The organism is Pantoea agglomerans NBRC 102470 (assembly GCF_001598475.1).
In the GTDB taxonomy this organism is placed as follows: Bacteria; Pseudomonadota; Gammaproteobacteria; order Enterobacterales; family Enterobacteriaceae; genus Pantoea; species Pantoea agglomerans.
Map to the genome: position 1 here is coordinate 175,361 of NZ_BCZA01000004.1, position 16,138 is coordinate 191,498.

The 16,138-nt window shown below is 56.1% G+C and carries 19 protein-coding genes; 13 read left to right on the forward strand and 6 right to left on the reverse strand.

Annotated features, from left to right (window positions below):
• Positions 1–4 precede the first annotated feature (4 nt).
• On the reverse strand, positions 5–1,237 hold the full coding sequence (locus PAG01S_RS09290; RefSeq protein ID WP_010671065.1) for an O-antigen ligase family protein: 1,233 nt from the start codon (positions 1,235–1,237) through the stop codon (positions 5–7).
• Positions 1,238–1,262: 25 nt separating this feature from the next.
• Complete coding sequence (locus tag PAG01S_RS09295) at positions 1,263–2,411, reverse strand: glycosyltransferase (protein WP_052061765.1); 1,149 nt, start codon at positions 2,409–2,411, stop codon at positions 1,263–1,265.
• A gap of 141 nt (positions 2,412–2,552) precedes the next feature.
• Between PAG01S_RS09295 and PAG01S_RS09300 the strand changes: the two genes are divergently transcribed.
• The 6 genes from PAG01S_RS09300 to ruvX all read left to right on the forward strand — a co-directional run bounded on the left by PAG01S_RS09300 (position 2,553) and on the right by ruvX (position 6,769).
• Positions 2,553–3,065 carry a SprT family zinc-dependent metalloprotease gene (locus PAG01S_RS09300; RefSeq protein ID WP_010671067.1) on the forward strand — a complete coding sequence of 171 codons (513 nt, stop codon included), beginning with the start codon at positions 2,553–2,555 and terminating at the stop codon, positions 3,063–3,065.
• 76 nt (positions 3,066–3,141) lie between these two features.
• Positions 3,142–3,846: a deoxyribonuclease I gene (gene endA / locus PAG01S_RS09305; RefSeq protein WP_031594098.1), complete on the forward strand. Its 705-nt coding sequence runs from the start codon at positions 3,142–3,144 to the stop codon at positions 3,844–3,846.
• A 70-nt stretch (positions 3,847–3,916) separates the two neighbouring features.
• Positions 3,917–4,648 (forward strand): 16S rRNA (uracil(1498)-N(3))-methyltransferase, encoded by a 732-nt coding sequence (gene rsmE, locus PAG01S_RS09310; RefSeq protein WP_010248866.1) that lies wholly within the window; start codon positions 3,917–3,919, stop codon positions 4,646–4,648.
• 106 nt (positions 4,649–4,754) lie between these two features.
• Positions 4,755–5,699: a glutathione synthase gene (gene gshB, locus PAG01S_RS09315; protein WP_010248868.1), complete on the forward strand. Its 945-nt coding sequence runs from the start codon at positions 4,755–4,757 to the stop codon at positions 5,697–5,699.
• Positions 5,700–5,786: 87 nt separating this feature from the next.
• Positions 5,787–6,350, forward strand: a complete 564-nt coding sequence (locus tag PAG01S_RS09320) for a YqgE/AlgH family protein (protein WP_010248870.1) — start codon at positions 5,787–5,789, stop codon at positions 6,348–6,350.
• A complete protein-coding gene (gene ruvX, locus PAG01S_RS09325; RefSeq protein WP_003853387.1) occupies positions 6,350–6,769 on the forward strand; it encodes a Holliday junction resolvase RuvX in 420 nt (139 codons plus the stop codon). The genes PAG01S_RS09320 and ruvX overlap by 1 nt, the downstream gene beginning before the upstream one ends.
• Positions 6,770–6,774: 5 nt before the next feature.
• Here ruvX and PAG01S_RS09330 read toward each other — a convergent pair whose 3' ends face one another.
• On the reverse strand, positions 6,775–7,770 hold the full coding sequence (locus PAG01S_RS09330; RefSeq protein ID WP_062758392.1) for a type IV pilus twitching motility protein PilT: 996 nt from the start codon (positions 7,768–7,770) through the stop codon (positions 6,775–6,777).
• A gap of 14 nt (positions 7,771–7,784) precedes the next feature.
• Here PAG01S_RS09330 and PAG01S_RS09335 point away from each other — a divergent pair, with 14 nt between their 5' ends.
• From PAG01S_RS09335 to hemW, 4 genes are read left to right on the forward strand one after another with little or no spacing between them, the layout of a single operon-like run.
• Positions 7,785–8,492, forward strand: a complete 708-nt coding sequence (locus PAG01S_RS09335) for a YggS family pyridoxal phosphate-dependent enzyme (RefSeq protein WP_010671071.1) — start codon at positions 7,785–7,787, stop codon at positions 8,490–8,492.
• Positions 8,493–8,504: 12 nt separating this feature from the next.
• Complete coding sequence (locus PAG01S_RS09340; protein ID WP_010248879.1) at positions 8,505–9,059, forward strand: YggT family protein; 555 nt, start codon at positions 8,505–8,507, stop codon at positions 9,057–9,059.
• A gap of 21 nt (positions 9,060–9,080) precedes the next feature.
• Complete coding sequence (locus PAG01S_RS09345; RefSeq protein ID WP_010671072.1) at positions 9,081–9,674, forward strand: XTP/dITP diphosphatase; 594 nt, start codon at positions 9,081–9,083, stop codon at positions 9,672–9,674.
• Positions 9,667–10,806, forward strand: coding sequence for a radical SAM family heme chaperone HemW (gene hemW / locus PAG01S_RS09350; protein ID WP_062758394.1), 1,140 nt, complete (start codon positions 9,667–9,669; stop codon positions 10,804–10,806). Before PAG01S_RS09345 ends, hemW begins: the two co-directional genes overlap by 8 nt.
• 36 nt (positions 10,807–10,842) lie before the next feature.
• Here hemW and PAG01S_RS09355 read toward each other — a convergent pair whose 3' ends face one another.
• From PAG01S_RS09355 to trmB, 3 genes are all read right to left on the reverse strand, one after another.
• Positions 10,843–11,559 (reverse strand): YggN family protein, encoded by a 717-nt coding sequence (locus PAG01S_RS09355; protein WP_010248885.1) that lies wholly within the window; start codon positions 11,557–11,559, stop codon positions 10,843–10,845.
• Positions 11,560–11,624: 65 nt separating this feature from the next.
• Positions 11,625–11,951, reverse strand: coding sequence for a YggL family protein (locus PAG01S_RS09360; RefSeq protein ID WP_003853403.1), 327 nt, complete (start codon positions 11,949–11,951; stop codon positions 11,625–11,627).
• Positions 11,951–12,670: a tRNA (guanosine(46)-N7)-methyltransferase TrmB gene (gene trmB, locus PAG01S_RS09365; protein WP_010248887.1), complete on the reverse strand. Its 720-nt coding sequence runs from the start codon at positions 12,668–12,670 to the stop codon at positions 11,951–11,953. Before trmB ends, PAG01S_RS09360 begins: the two co-directional genes overlap by 1 nt.
• 154 nt (positions 12,671–12,824) lie before the next feature.
• Between trmB and mutY the strand changes: the two genes are divergently transcribed.
• Genes mutY through mltC form a run of 3 tightly spaced genes read left to right on the forward strand, consistent with a single transcriptional unit; the run spans position 12,825 to position 15,316 of the window.
• Positions 12,825–13,910 carry an A/G-specific adenine glycosylase gene (mutY, locus tag PAG01S_RS09370; protein ID WP_045139639.1) on the forward strand — a complete coding sequence of 362 codons (1,086 nt, stop codon included), beginning with the start codon at positions 12,825–12,827 and terminating at the stop codon, positions 13,908–13,910.
• Positions 13,910–14,182, forward strand: coding sequence for an oxidative damage protection protein (locus PAG01S_RS09375; RefSeq protein ID WP_003853409.1), 273 nt, complete (start codon positions 13,910–13,912; stop codon positions 14,180–14,182). Before mutY ends, PAG01S_RS09375 begins: the two co-directional genes overlap by 1 nt.
• Before the next feature lie 54 nt (positions 14,183–14,236).
• Positions 14,237–15,316, forward strand: a complete 1,080-nt coding sequence (gene mltC, locus PAG01S_RS09380; protein WP_010248892.1) for a membrane-bound lytic murein transglycosylase MltC — start codon at positions 14,237–14,239, stop codon at positions 15,314–15,316.
• Positions 15,317–16,138 lie beyond the last annotated feature (822 nt).

Here is a 16,138-nt window from a genome sequence, read left to right on the forward strand (position 1 = left end):
CCCACTACGCTGTGGTTACCCGCGTTACCGGCAGGGGCCGCCGTATGCAGCAGAGCGCCAGTGCCATAATGAAAATGGTCGCGGTCTGATTATAGGGCAGCACCGAATCGGTCAGTCCGGTGGTAAACAGTGCCACCATCGGCAGCGCCACGCCGCGCAGGTCACACTTCTTCAGCCAGCCCGCCAGCACCGTCAGATAGAGCAGCGCCAGCGACGCCGTACCCAGCCAGCCCTGCAATGACGTCACCTCGAGGAACTCGTTGTGCATGTTGTATTTAACGTTGGTGAAGCCTTCAACATTGAGAGGATAGTGCGCAGTGATGAACTGACGCGCCTCAGTGGTGCGCGCATCCGGCGTCGCAAAACCGCCATGGTGCTCAATAAAGTTGACCGCCCCGCCCCAGATGGCGACACGTGCGCCCAGCGAGGTCGAACTGTTTGAACCAAAGTTCTCAATATCCTGCACTCCCTCTACCCAGCGGTTGCTGGTCATCAGAATCAGCACCGCCATTACGCCCACCAGCAGAGCGCTAATCCGCCAGTTGGTCAGCAGCGACAGCCGGTAGGTCTGCACCAGGAACAGTAGCCCCACGGCAATCAGCGCAATCAGGGTCACACGGGTGCCGCACAGGTAGAGCAAGGCAAAGGTCACTGCCAGCACAGCGATATCGGCCACCTTCCAGTAAGCGTGCGTCTCATAGCGGCTTAGCCAGAGCCAGGCACAATAGATAAACAGAATCATGTAGGAGGACATGGAGGCGGCTTCGGTGGTGAGCTTGATGCGGATATTCTCAGTGTAGAGATGCTCGTGGATACCAAAGCCCAGCGTAATCAGCAGGCCGATAAGGATGAGCCCTTTTCCGACGCGTAGCGTGGTCAGGGAGACCCGATCCCCATAAACAGCCAGACTGAGCAGCACAAAGGCACCCATCAACAGCCGCTTCGCCCCCAGCAGATAGTTGCCCATATTAGTGATGGCATCGCCTGAGGGCGCGGTTTCGATCCCCTTCACGTGAATCGCCCAGAACAGCCGAATCAGGGCAAAGATAATCAGCACAGCAAACAGGGCGATATAAAAACCGTTCTCTTTAAACTCCACCCGCCTGCGCACCAGGCCATACAGCACGGACGCGACAGAGAGATAAGAGACCAGATAGAATATTTTTTGCGGCAGGCCGGTAACAAACATATTCAGCGACAGCGCCAGGCAGAGCGCAATAACTGAAAAATTAACCATTAACGTTAATCCATTGCGACTGATTTTATTCGTCATGCTTAACCTCAGTAAGGCGGTTAAACACACTCATCAGGTGCTTCATATAATTTTCCTCATAAAAACCGGTGATGCTCGCTTTAATAGCCTGATGATCGGGGAAGTAGAAATCCCCGCTCATGGCGTTGAGAATCGCGGCCAGCGCCATGCTGTCATGGGTGGGATAGAGCTGACCATTAATACCGTTCTGAATAATTTCCGCCGGGCCGCTGATACAGTCGGATGAAACACAGTAGACGCCGCGTGACATCGCCTCAAGCAGGATCAACGGGAAGCCTTCGAAGTTAGAGGTCATGACCAGGCAGGTGACCTGTCTGATATGGCGGATGACATACTCCCAGGCATTCTCCTGCCAGCCATGCCAGGTGATGCGATCCTGGATGCCGAGTTGCGTCACGTAGTGCTGACATTGCGTCAGATCTTCCCCGTCACCCACTATCTCCAGTGTCCAGGGCGCATCCAGCTGCTGCAGGGCATCAAACAGATCTTTAAGCTGTTTCTGCCGCTGATAATGGACGCGACCAATATAGAGAAACTTCAGCGCCTGGGGTCTGCCGATTACCGTGTCATTGCGTTTGATCGGGTTATAGATCACGTCAACGTCAGTGGCGCGTGCGCCCAGTTCCACCAGCTGCTCTTTAATCTGATTACTGATCGCAAAATGGTGATCGGCCCGCAGCAGATAATGGGGACGATAACGTTCACGCGGAGGCAGGTGCATCCAGCTCGACAATACGATTTTACGTCCTGAAAGCGTGATTGCCCGGCGCGTCATCAGGCAGGGAATGGTGTTGAGGGTCAGGACATGATCGGGCTGATAACGACGAAAGAAGGCGGCCATTCTCAGCGTATGAATAAGATTTTTTATTTTCTTATTCCGCAGCGTGCAGACGCTCTCAGCCAGAACAGCATTGGCGGTCCAGGCGCGGGAGTGGCTCTCCTCTCCGCTGTTGATAATAAACAGCCCTGCTTCGGTACCGGGTTCCGCATTCAGGGCCGTGATCAACTGACCGGTCACATTTTCCATCCCACCACGACCGGCCATCAGATCCGTCACCAGCACAATCCGTTGTTTCCTGACGTTATCATTATTTTTCATTGGTTTATCCATGCCCTGTGCCGTTCGCTTTTCATCCATCCACTCTGCGGTGAATCTCATTAATAGAATATTCTAAAAAAGCCCATAACAATATTTAAACCAGAAATTTTCCCCCAGCCAGAATCACACTTGTCGCTGGCGACGTTGAGTTCCTGCGCGGCGGCGATTATTCTGAGCGCCATGAAAACGCCTCGTCTCCCCATTGCCCTGCAGCAGGCCGTAATGCGCTCGCTGCGCCAGTCGCTTGAACGTGCGAATCAGGCGCTGAAAACTCGTTATCCGGAACCGAAGCTGCTCTACCAGCAGCGTGGTACGGCGGCGGGCACCGCCTGGCTGGCGTCCTGGGAAATTCGCATCAATCCTGTGCTGCTGCTGGAAAACCAGCAGGCATTTATCGATGAAGTAGTGCCGCATGAGCTGGCGCATCTGCTGGTCTGGAAGCAATTTGGTCGCGTTGCGCCGCACGGCAAAGAGTGGAAGTGGATGATGGAGCAGGTGCTGGGCGTTCCGGCACGGCGTACTCACCAGTTTGAGATCGCATCCGTGCGCAGCAACACCTTTGCTTACCGCTGTCAGTGCCAGCAGCATCAGCTGACCGTGCGCCGCCACAATCGTATACTGCGCAAAGAGAGTGAATATCGCTGCGTGCACTGTGGCAGCCTGCTGATCGCGGGTGAATTTGTCGCGTCCTGAGAAGAATCCCCATTCCGCCCTATTCCACATTCTGTTACCCTGCCGCCCTTTTTCGTACTGAGTAGAAATCTGGAATATGTCTCGCATACTAAGTCTGGCGGTTGCGCTGCTGTTTGCGCCCGCCGCTGACGCCCTCAACCTGAATAACTATCATCAAAATAACTTTCAGCAGGCCAAAACCTTTGCGGCGGCGATCAACGCCGATGCACCGGGTTCTTTTTACTGTGGCTGTAAGATTCAGTGGCAGGGAAAAAAGGGGATTCCCGATCTCAACAGCTGTGGCTATCAGGTGCGCAAAAACGCCAATCGCGCCGCACGCATTGAGTGGGAACATGTGATGCCCGCCTGGGAGTTTGGTCATCAGCGCCAGTGCTGGCAGGATGGCGGTCGTAAAAACTGCAGCAAAGATCCCGACTACCGCCGCATCGAAACCGACCTGCACAACCTGCAGCCTGCGGTGGGTGAAGTGAATGGCGACCGTGGCAACTTCGCCTACAGTCAATGGAACGGCAGCGAGCAGCAGTACGGCCAGTGTGAGATGAAGATCGACTTTAAACTCAAACAGGCGGAGCCACCTGCGCGGGCGCGTGGTGCCATTGCCCGCACCTATTTCTATATGCGCGACCAGTATCATCTGCGTATTTCGCGCCAGCAGACGCAGCTGTTTACCGCCTGGAACAAGCTCTATCCCGTGACAATTTGGGAGTGCGAACGCGACCAGCGCATTGCAAAGGTTCAGGGCAATCACAATCCTTATGTGCAGCAGGCTTGCCAGCGCTAAAATCCCTGCCCTACACTAGCTCTTTTTCCAATGACGCCGCTGCAGCGCGGCGTCCGGTCTCAGGAACCTTATGCGTATACCTCGCATCTATCACGCCGGGCCATTAAGCATCGGCAGTGAAATTACCCTGGATGAAGATGCATCCAATCATGTGGGCCGGGTGCTCCGGATGACGGCAGGTCAGCGTCTGGAACTCTTTGATGGCACTAATCTGACTTTTGCAGCAGAGATCACGCATGTAGATAAAAAGCGTGTAAAAGTATCGGTCACAGAGAGCCAGCCGGACGATCGCGAGTCACCGTTACATCTGCATTTAGGTCAGGTGATGTCGCGCGGTGAAAAAATGGAATTCACTATCCAGAAATCGATCGAACTGGGCGTGAATGTCATTACACCCTTGTTTTCCGAGCGCTGTGGCGTAAAGCTTGATGCTGAGCGTCTGGCGAAGAAGATCCAGCAGTGGCAGAAAATTGCTATTGCCGCCTGCGAGCAGTGCGGCCGTAATCGCGTGCCGGAGATTCGTGAAGCGATGACGCTGGAAGCCTGGTGTGCAGAAGCGGATAGCGGTCTGAAGCTTAATCTGCATCCGCGCGCCAGCCACAGCATCAACACGCTGCCCCAGCCTGTTGAGCGGGTAAGGTTGCTGATTGGCCCTGAAGGCGGTTTGTCTGCGGACGAGATTGCGATGACGGCGCAGCACGATTTTACTGACATTCTGCTTGGCCCACGGGTATTGCGTACCGAAACTACCGCGCTGACAGCCATTACGGCACTTCAGGTGAGGTTTGGCGACCTGGGTTAAGCGATACTTTCAGCGGAAAGAGAGCAGGCATGATGTCCTGACCGATCGGCCCACTGCAGACCGAACCAGACGAGGCGGTAAATGCCGCCTCACCGAGGAGATAATAATGATTAAACTTGGCATCGTGATGGACCCTATTTCGTCCATCAATATTAAAAAAGACTCCAGCTTCGCTATGCTGCTGGAAGCACAGCGCCGTGGTTATGAAATTCACTACATGGAGATGCACGATCTCTCCCTGCGCGGTGGCGTGGCCTCGGCCCGTACCCGCCTGCTGACCGTCGAGCAGAACCCTGAGAACTGGTATCAGTTCGGCAGCGAGCAGGTGATCCCGCTGGCTGACCTGAATGTGGTGCTGATGCGCAAAGATCCACCATTCGATACCGAGTTCATCTATGCAACCTATATTCTGGAGCGCGCTGAAGAGCTGGGGACGCTGATCGTGAACAAACCGCAGAGCCTGCGTGACTGTAACGAAAAGCTCTACACCGCCTGGTTTGCCGAGTTTACGCCTGACACCCTGGTGACCCGCAGCAAAGCGCAGCTGCGCGCTTTCTGGCAGGAGCATGGCGACATCATCATGAAGCCGCTGGATGGCATGGGTGGTGCGTCGATTTTCCGCGTGAAGAAAGATGATCCTAACTTTGGCGTGATTACCGAAACCCTGACCGAGCATGAGAGCCGTTTCTGCATGGCGCAGAATTATATTGCGGCGATCACCGAGGGTGACAAACGCGTGCTGGTCGTCGATGGCGAGCCGGTGCCTTACTGCCTGGCGCGTATCCCGCAGGGCGGTGAAACTCGTGGCAACCTCGCCGCCGGTGGTCGCGGTGAAGCGCGTCCGCTGAGCGAAAGCGACTGGGAAATCGCGCGCCGTGTTGGCCCGACGCTGAAAGCAAAAGGGCTGATTTTTGTCGGTCTGGACATCATCGGTGATAAACTGACTGAAGTTAACGTGACCAGCCCAACCTGCATTCGTGAAATTGAGGCTGCGTTCCCGATCTCCATCACCGGCATGTTGATGGATGCCATTGAGAAGCGCCTGGGCTGAGCATGACGCCGGGGCGAAGCTCCGTGATCAACCCAATACCGGTGCGGCCGTCGCGTGCCGGTTATTTTTTTGGTACATCGTGTGAGAATGAATTTACAACATCACTTTTTGATTGCCATGCCTTCATTGCAGGATCCTTTCTTCAAACGTTCCGTGGTCTATCTCTGCGAACATAACGAAGAGGGTGCAATGGGACTGATCATCAATAAACCCATGGAAAACCTGACGGTTGAAGGCATTCTGAAGAAGCTCAAAATCTCTGCTGACGATCGCGATCCGGCGATCAAGCTGGATAAACCGGTGTTTACCGGCGGCCCGCTGGCGGAAGATCGTGGCTTTATCCTGCACTCCGCGCAACGCACCTTTACCTCCAGTATTCGTGTTTCAGATAACACGATCATCACCACGTCCCGTGACGTGCTGGAGTCGATCGGTACGGCGTCTCAGCCCACTAACGTGCTGGTAGCGCTGGGTTACTGCGCCTGGGAAAAAGATCAGCTGGAGAATGAGCTGATGGAAAATGCCTGGCTGACCACGCCCGCTAACAGCAACATCCTGTTCCAGACGCCGATTTCAGAGCGCTGGCGCGAAGCGGCGCGCAGTATTGGCGTCGATATTCACAACATGGCCAGCGACGCCGGACACGCCTGATGTCAACTCAAACTCTGTTAGGATTCGACTTCGGCACCAAAAGTATTGGTGTCGCCGTAGGTCAGCAACTCACTGGCAGCGCCCGTCCGCTGACCGCCCTGAAAGCGCAGGATGGCATCCCGGACTGGCTGGTAATTGAAAAACTGCTGAAAGAGTGGCAGCCCGATTTTGTGGTGGTGGGATTACCGCTGAATATGGATGGCACCGAGCAGCCGCTGACCGATCGCGCACGTAAATTTGCCAACCGCCTGCACGGGCGCTTTGGCATCCGCGTGGAGCTGCAGGATGAACGACTCAGCACGGTAGAAGCGCGTGCTGGCCTGTTTGAACGCGGCGGCTATCGTGCGCTCAATAAAGGATCGGTCGACTCACAGTCTGCTGCCATCATTTTGCAGGACTGGTTCGAAAACCATTACTGACATCCTCACTCAATCAGTCCGGCAGCCTGACGCGCCAGCCTGCTCTGCTCAAACGTCTGCATACCGGCCTGTGCGCCGGTTTGTAACAGCGCAGGGATCTGGTGCATCTTGCCTTCTCTGATCAGATTGGTGATGCCCGGTGTGGCGATCAGTACCTCAAACAGTCCGATGCGCGAACCGGCAACTGATGGCACCAGCCGCTGTGCAATTACCGCTTTCAGGCTGCCCGCCAGCTGAGTACGCACCAGCTGTTTCTCCTCTGCCGGAAAGACATCAACCAGCCGATCCACCGCCTGCGCTGCGCCACGGGTGTGCAGCGTCGCCAGCACCAGATGGCCGGTCTCCGCAGCAGTCAGCGCCTGACGAATAGTGTCGCTGTCGCGCAGTTCGCCCAGCAGGATGACGTCGGGATCTTCACGCAGTGCTGCCTTTACCCCCAGCGAGAACGAACCGCAGTGCAGGCCGATTTCACGCTGCTGTATCAGCGACTGCTGGCTGTGATGGATAAATTCAATCGGATCTTCCAGCGTGATGATATGCCGCGCCTGCTGGCGGTTCAGCGCATCGACCAGCGCCGCCAGCGTGGTTGATTTACCGCTGCCGGTCGCACCCGTCACCAGAATCAGCCCATCCTGCTGCTCCAGCAGCGTCGGGACAATGGCGGGCAGTTGCAGGCTCTCCAGCGTCGGACATGCCGTGGCGATGATGCGCAGTGCCAGTGACAGGCCGTTGCGCTGCATAAAGAGATTGGCGCGCAGACGCTGACCATCGGCCAGGCTCAGGGCGAAATCGAGCTGCCCTGCGCGCTCCAGCTCCTGACGCTGCGGGTCACTGAGCCAGCGGGCCATAAACTGCGCCATCCATGCGCCAGAAAGCGGGCACTGCTGCGGCATCGCCTCCAGCCTTCCCTGCCGCCGCCAGTAGGGCAAATGTCCGCTGCAAAGGTGCAGATCGGCGGCATTATGCTTTACACTAAGCCCCACCATTTCATCCAGATTCATAATTTCTCCTGACTATGACCTCAATCCAGCAGAACCTACAGCAAGTGCGGCAGCGAATCGCTGCTGCTGCCGCGAGTTGCGGCCGCGCACCAGAAGAAATTACCCTGCTTGCAGTCAGTAAAACCAAACCTGCGAGCGCGGTCGAAGAAGCCTTTGCCGCTGGCCAGATTGCCTTTGGTGAAAATTACGTTCAGGAAGGGGTTGAAAAGGTCCAGGCACTGGCCGCACATCCTGAGCTGGAGTGGCACTTCATCGGCCCGCTGCAGTCCAATAAAAGCCGTCTGGTGGCAGAACATTTCGCCTGGTGTCACACCATTGACCGTCAGCGCATCGCGCAGCGGCTCAACGATCAGCGGCCTGCTTCGCTGCCACCACTGAATGTGTTAATTCAGGTAAATATCAGTGACGAGAACAGCAAATCTGGCATCATGCTGGAGGCCGTTTCCGGGCTGGCGGAGCAGATCGCTGCCCTGCCGCAACTGCGGCTGCGCGGATTAATGGCGATTCCGGCAGCAGAGAGTGATTACGCGCGGCAGCTGGCGGTGTGTCAGCAGATGGCGGAAGCCTTCCGGCAGCTGCAACAGCACTATCCGCATGCAGACACGCTTTCGCTGGGAATGAGCGATGACATGGAGGCGGCAATCGCCGCAGGCAGTACGATGGTGCGTATCGGCACCGCCATTTTTGGCGCACGAGATTATGCGCACAACTCACAACAATAACAGAGGAACTTCATGTTAACACTGACGTTTTTAGTAAAAACGCTGATCGATCTCTACGTCATGGTGCTGCTGTTACGCATCTGGATGCAGTGGTCCCGCTGCGATTTTTACAATCCAGTGGCGCAGTTTGTCGTAAAAGTGACACAGCCGATTGTTAAGCCGCTGCGCCGTATACTGCCGGCACTGGGACCGATAGATACCGCCTCGCTGCTGCTGGCATTTGTGCTGACTACGCTGAAATACCCGATTTTATTGCTGATTCAGGTGGGCGTCTTCTCAGTCGACCCAACCAATCTGCTGGTCGGCCTGCTGTCGCTGGTTAAATCCGCCGGCTATCTGGTCTTCTGGGTGATTATTATTCGCTCCCTGATGAGCTGGATCAGCCAGGGCCGGGGTCCTGTCGACTATCTGCTGGTGCAGTTAACCGAGCCGATGATGGCACCTGTTCGCCGTATTCTGCCTGCGATGGGCGGCATCGACTTCTCAGCGATGATCGTCATCCTGGTGCTGTATGCCCTGAACTTTCTCGGCATGGACCTGTTCCCGGGTCTCTGGTATCTGCTGTAAATGAATCAAACTGGAACTGTTATGCAAAAAGTTGTCCTCGCAACCGGCAATCCCGGCAAAGTGCGTGAGCTGGCGGAGTTACTCTCCGCCTTTGGTCTGGATATCGTCGCACAGACCGACCTTGGGGTTGAATCGGCGGAAGAGACCGGCCTGACCTTTATTGAGAACGCGATTCTCAAGGCGCGTCACGCGGCACAGATCACCGGATTACCGGCTATTGCCGATGATTCCGGCCTGGCCGTAGATGCGCTGGGCGGCGCGCCCGGCATCTACTCGGCGCGCTACGCCGGTGAAGAGGCCAGCGATCAACAGAACCTGGAGAAGCTGCTGCAGGCGCTGGAAAACGTACCGGACGGTCAGCGCCAGGCACAATTTCACTGCGTGCTGGTCTATCTGCGTCATGCGGAAGATCCGACCCCGCTGGTGTTCCATGGCAGCTGGCAGGGTGAGATCACCCGCGCCGCCGCTGGTGCCGGTGGTTTTGGTTACGACCCGATTTTCTTTGTCCCGGCACTGGGTAAAACCGCGGCCGAACTGAGTAAAGCGGAAAAAGGTGCAGTTTCTCACCGGGGTAAAGCATTGACGCTGTTGCTGGAAGCGATGCGTAATGCCTAATCTGCCGCCGTTAAGTCTCTATATCCACATTCCGTGGTGCGTACAGAAATGTCCTTACTGTGATTTTAATTCCCACGCGCTGAAAGATGAGGTGCCGCACGTTGAATACGTGCAGCACCTGCTGCGCGATCTGGAGATCGATTTACCGCTGATCAATGGCCGGGAAGTGCGCACGATCTTCATCGGTGGCGGCACGCCCAGCCTGCTGAGCAGCAGCGCGATGCAGATGCTGATGGATGGTGTGCGGGAGCGTCTGACGCTCTCGCCCGATGCGGAAGTGACCATGGAAGCCAATCCGGGCACCGTGGAAGCGGACCGGTTCAGCGCCTATCAGCGCGCCGGTATCAACCGTATTTCGATTGGCGTACAGAGTTTCAGTCCGCAAAAGCTGCAACGCCTTGGCCGTATTCACGGCCCGGAAGAGGCGGTCCGCGCCGCCGAACTGGCCGAGTCGCTGTCGCTGCGCAGTTTTAACCTTGACCTGATGCATGGCCTGCCCGATCAGTCGCTGGAAGAGGCGCTCGATGATTTACGTCAGGCGATTGCGCTTAATCCACCGCATCTCTCCTGGTATCAGCTCACGATTGAACCCAACACCCTGTTTGGCTCACGCCCGCCGGTGCTGCCGGATGATGATGCGCTATGGGATATTTTCGAACAGGGCGATCAGCTGTTGCAGGCTGCCGGTTATCAGCAGTATGAGACCTCTGCCTACGCGAAGCCGGGTTATCGCTGTGAGCACAACCTCAATTACTGGCGCTTTGGCGACTATCTGGGGATTGGGTGTGGCGCACACGGCAAGCTGACGCAACCGGATGGCCGCATAGTCCGCACGGTGAAAACCCGTCATCCGCGTGGATTTATGCAGGGGAACTACCGCGAAAAGCAGTATGACGTTGCCGATAGCGACAAGCCGTTTGAATATTTCATGAACCGCTTTCGCCTGCTGGAAGCCGCGCCGCGCGACGAGTTCAGCCGCTATACCGGTTTATCAGAGCAGATCATCCGTCCGCAGATGGATGCCGCGATTGCCGCGGGTTACGTGACTGAAACCGCGGAGCAGTGGCAGATTACGGAGAAAGGGAAGCTGTTCCTGAATTCGCTGCTGGAGCTGTTCTTAGCGGAAGAGTAACAAAAGCGCCTCAGCCCGACAGGCTGAGGCGTTGAGCTATTTTTTCAGTGCGCCGGTAAGCTGTTTACGCTGATCTTCCAGCGAAATAACGCGATTACACACCTCGTGACCGAAGTTCTGGAAATCCTGCTCCTGCTTGCTCCACTCAGCCTGAATCGACTGCTGCAACCCGCCCAGATTACCCATAATCGCCTGCAGCGGATTACTGCCGCCGCTGCCCTGCTTACTGCCCATCTCGTTCAGGCTATCCTGCATCACGCCGCCAAGCGTCGACTGCACCAGCCTTTCACCTTCGGCGCGAACCTGATCAATCGCCTGATGGTGGAACGTCAGCCCATCTTCACGGTGTTCAATGATGCGGTTCATCTGCTGTTTCAGCTGACCATTCAGCGTGGTCAGGCGATTACGCACGTTGCTGTCGGTGCCCAGTTTTTCAACGATGACCTGATCCAGTGCCGCACGCCCTTTCTCCAGACGTGATGTCGCCCCGCTGTCGATCCACGGCAGATCGCGACGCAGCGCGTTCTGATAGTCGATCGCTTTCTGGCGTCCGGCCGTATCGAGCGTGACCTTCTGTCCATTGAACTGCACGTCGCCCTGCGGCGAGATTTCCATATTGCCGTTGGCACCGACCACCTGCACGCTCTGCGGCTTAATCACCACATCGTCCTGCGGCTTAACGCTGCATTCATAGGCTGCCTGAGCCTGGGTTGCTGCCACCAGCAGCACAGCAAGAAGCGCTTTACGCATCATATCTACTCCCTAAGATCGGGTCTGAAACCCTTTGATCGGGCCTCAGCCCGACACTGTGTGACGACTTAGTCCCACCAGACGTCAAAGAGTTCAGTCATCTGAACGTCCTGCAGCTTGCGATCTTCCAGCCATTTACGAACCAGAGCACGATGCTCATCGGTGCATTTGCCGGTTTTCTGCAGGCAAACCAGACCTTCCCACACCAGGTAACCGCTGCCATCGAAGGCCAGGCCGTTAGGGTCGATCGCTTCATTGATGAACTGGTTCAGCGTCTCATCAATTTCGCTTTCGCTGGTGCCTTCCGGGAAGCGCCAGGCAACCGAGAAGCCCAGTTCCTGAAACTCATCGATGTGCAGTTTTTTACGTAAACGGCGGCTGCGTTGTGTGGCCATTATTTCACCCTCTCAAACATTAAATCCCATACGCCGTGGCCTAAACGCTGCCCGCGCTGCTCAAACTTGGTCAGTGGACGCGTCTCAGGACGCGGCACATAATTCTGTTGTTCTGACTGGTTGCGGTAACCATCGATGCTGTTCATCACTTCCAGCATATGCTCCGCGTAGGCTTCCCAGTCGGTCGCCATGTGGAAAACGCCGCCCAGCTTCAGTTTACGCATCACCAGCTCGGCAAAAGGCACCTGGACGATACGGCGTTTATTGTGACGCGCTTTATGCCACGGATCGGGGAAGAAGAGCTGAACCATGCGCAGCGAGTTATCCGGAATCATCTTCTCCAGCACTTCCACCGCGTCATGGCACATCACCCGAAGGTTCTGCACATCGGCTTCTTTGGCGGCGGCCAGACAGGCACCCACGCCCGGCGCATGCACTTCAATACCCAGGAAGTTCTGATGCGGCGTGTTCTGCGCCATCGTTACCAGCGAAGCGCCCATGCCAAAGCCAATTTCCAGCGTCACCGGGGCTTCGCGGCCAAACAGCGCGGGCAGATCGACAGGCTCCGGCTGATATTCCACCCCCATGACCGGCCACAGGGTGTCCAGCGCCTGCTGCTGGCCTTTGGTTAAGCGGCCCTGGCGGCGCACAAAGCTGCGGATCCGGCGTAATGGCCGCCCGTTCTCATCAAATTCTGGGGTGATGACGTCATTAATCATGTAAAAGCCTGCTGGTTAGCCTGTTCCGGGAAACGGGCATTATGCAAAGTTCATAAGCAGAAGCAAGCCTTTGCAATCTTCCGGTTTACACCCAGGTGCGCATGTGCTGGAATTCCTGCCTGAGTGTAGAGTAAACACGGAAAATTTCCTTCTTATGATGCAAGCGCCGCAGTTCGCGCAACAGGTGCTGGACTGGTATCAGCGCTTTGGTCGCAAAACCCTGCCGTGGCAGCTGGAGAAAACGCCTTACAAGGTGTGGCTCTCCGAAGTGATGCTACAGCAAACCCAGGTTGCCACGGTTATTCCCTATTTTGAACGCTTTATGGCGCGCTTCCCCACGGTCATCGATCTGGCTGCGGCTCCGCTGGATGAGGTGTTACATCTCTGGACCGGCCTCGGCTACTACGCCCGTGCGCGTAATCTGCATAAAGCCGCAAAGCAGATTGTCGAGGTTCATCAGGGCGAGTTCCCGCGTAATTTCGATGATGTCTCTGCCCTGCCCGGCGTAGGCCGCTCCACGGCGGGCGCGATCCTGTCGCTGTCACTGGGGCAGCATTTCCCGATTCTGGATGGCAACGTCAAGCGCGTGCTGGCCCGTTGCTATGCTGTCAGCGGCTGGCCGGGTAAGAAAGAGGTCGAAAAGCGGCTCTGGCAGATCAGCGAAGAGGTCACACCCGCCGAGGGCGTCAGCCAGTTTAATCAGGCGATGATGGATCTGGGCGCTATCGTCTGTACCCGATCAAAGCCGAAGTGCGAAATCTGCCCGCTGAACAGCGGTTGTGAGGCGTATGCCAGCAGCAGCTGGGCGAGCTATCCCGGTAAGAAGCCTAAGCAGGTGCTGCCAGAGCGCAGCGGCTGGTTCCTGATGATGCAGGATGGTGATGATGTCTGGCTGGAGCAGCGCCCGCCTGTGGGCTTGTGGGGCGGCCTGTTCTGCTTCCCGCAGTTCACTACGGAAGCGGCGATGACCGACTGGCTGGCGGCCCGCGGCATCCATGCAAAACCGCAGCAGCTTACTGCGTTCCGTCACACCTTCAGCCATTTCCATCTCGATATCGTGCCAATGTGGCTGACGTGGCCTTCTGTCGGGGCGGCGATGGATGAAGCAGGCGGTCTCTGGTATAACTTAGCGCTGCCACCATCTGTGGGATTAGCCGCACCCGTTGAGCGCCTGTTACACGAGCTGCGCCATCCCCGACAACTGGCTTTGAACAGTTGTGAGATTAATGAGGAAGAATAATGAGCCGCACTATTTTTTGTACTTTTTTACAGCGCGACGCGGAAGGACAGGATTTTCAGCTCTACCCGGGCGATCTGGGTAAGCGCATTTACAACGACATTTCCAAAGAAGCCTGGCAGAAGTGGATGGCGAAACAGACCATGTTGATCAACGAGAAGAAGCTCAACATGATGAATCCCGAAGATCGTAAAGTGCTGGAGAAGGAGATGATCAATTTCCTGTTCGAAGGTAAAGACGTTCATATCGAAGGCTATACACCGCCAGAAGCGTAAACATTCCGGGCCTCATCGCTGAGGCCGGTTATCCAGGTCAGGCTTGCATTCCCAATGAATAAAAAATTAATCGCCCTGCTGGTGATAGCACCACTTTTGGTTTCCTGTTCCGGGTCAAAGAAACAGCAGTCCCACGAGGAGTGGGTAAAAGATACCAACGCCTTTGATATTCTGATGGGGCAGTTTGCTCATAATATTGAGAATATCTGGGGTATCAATGAGGTCCTGATCGCCGGACCCAAAGATTACGTCAAATATAGCGACAACTATTACACCCGCAGCCACATTAACTTTGAAAGCGGTAAGCTGACCATCGAGACGATTTCTGGCACCGATCCTATGGCCAGCCTGCGTCAGGCGATCGTGACCACCCTGTTGATTGGTGAAGATCCGGGTAATGTCGATCTCTACTCTGACGCCAACGATATTGAAATCAGTAAAGAGCCGTTGCTGTATGGGCAGGTGCTGGATAATACCGGTCAGCCGATTCGCTGGCAGGGTCGCGCGGAAGCCTTTGCTGACTATCTGATTCAGAATAAATTGCAGCGCCGCACCTCGGGTCTGCATGTGATTTACACCATTTCGATTCCGATGGTGCCGAATCACCTGGATAAGCGTGCGCACAAATACCTGCCGATGGTGCGTAAAGCCGCCGATCAGTATGGTGTCGATGCCTCGTTGATTCTGGCGATTATGCAGACCGAGTCGAGCTTTAACCCCTACGCCGTGAGCCATTCTGATGCGCTGGGTCTGATGCAGGTGGTGCAGCATACTGCCGGTGTTGACGTGTTCCGCATGAAGGGTAAATGGGGCAAGCCGAGCCGCAGCTATCTGCTGGATCCGGAGAACAATATTGATGCGGGTACCGCTTATCTGTCGCTGTTGCAGCGTAGCTATCTGGGCGGCATTCAGGATCCGGTGTCACGTCGTTATGCGGTGATCACCGCCTATAACGGCGGCGCAGGCAGCGTGCTGCGCGTCTTCTCCAGCGATAAAGATCGAGCGTTTTCGATGATTAACGGCATGTCACCGAGCAAGGTTTATTCGACCCTGGCGAACCAGCATCCGTCGGCGGAATCGCGTCGTTATCTTTATAAGGTGAGTACCGCGCAGAAGAGTTATCGGGGATTCTGATTGGCTCAGCGCTAAAGCGGGGGAGTGTTCGCTGCGCGAACGGGCTATGAGAAGGTTTCGTTCGCTTAGCAGCGGGTATGCACCGAGCGGGTTCCGCCTGCCAGGCGATCAGGAGTGAAGCGCCTGAAGCTGGGATTGTTCGCTGCGCGAACAGGCTATGAGAAGGTTTCGTTCGCTTAGCCGCGGGTATGCACTGAGCGGGTTCCGCCCGCCAGGCGGTCAGGAGTTTCAGATCGCCCGAGCAGGCGGACGTATTAAGGGGCGGACGCCCGCCCCTTAATAATCCCGGCGTCCGGCTGCCTGCGCGCCCCGCTGTGCGGGGTACCTTCGTCACGCCCTGCAGCCGACGGACCGTCCGGACTCGCCATCCCTGGCTCGTGCCGTCCTTTCGCCGACGTCCTGTCGGCTCATCCTGGCCTCCGGTTGTTCCTCAGCGCTTCGGACGCCTCTCCCAAACCCCTCGCCTGTAATATCTTTTATATTCTGGGATGAAGTGTCGTCTGCTGGCCTGAAAGCCAAAGACAATCTCGAAAATCTTCAGCGATAAGTTACTGAATATTTTGAGAAGAGATAACAGCAGGGGGTTTAGGGAGGCCGTCCTTTCGCCGCGTCCTGTCGGCTCATCCTGGCCTCCGGTTGTTCCTCAGCGCTTCGGACGCCTCTCCCAAACCCCCGCCTGTAATTATCTTTTCATTTCGCTGTTGCCGTGCTGTCTGATGGTCTGATAGCGAAGACCATCCCGGAAACTTACAGCGACAGCGAACCTGCCATAAAAAAGCAGAGATAACAGCGAGGGGGGTAAGGAGGCCGTCAGAACCGCTG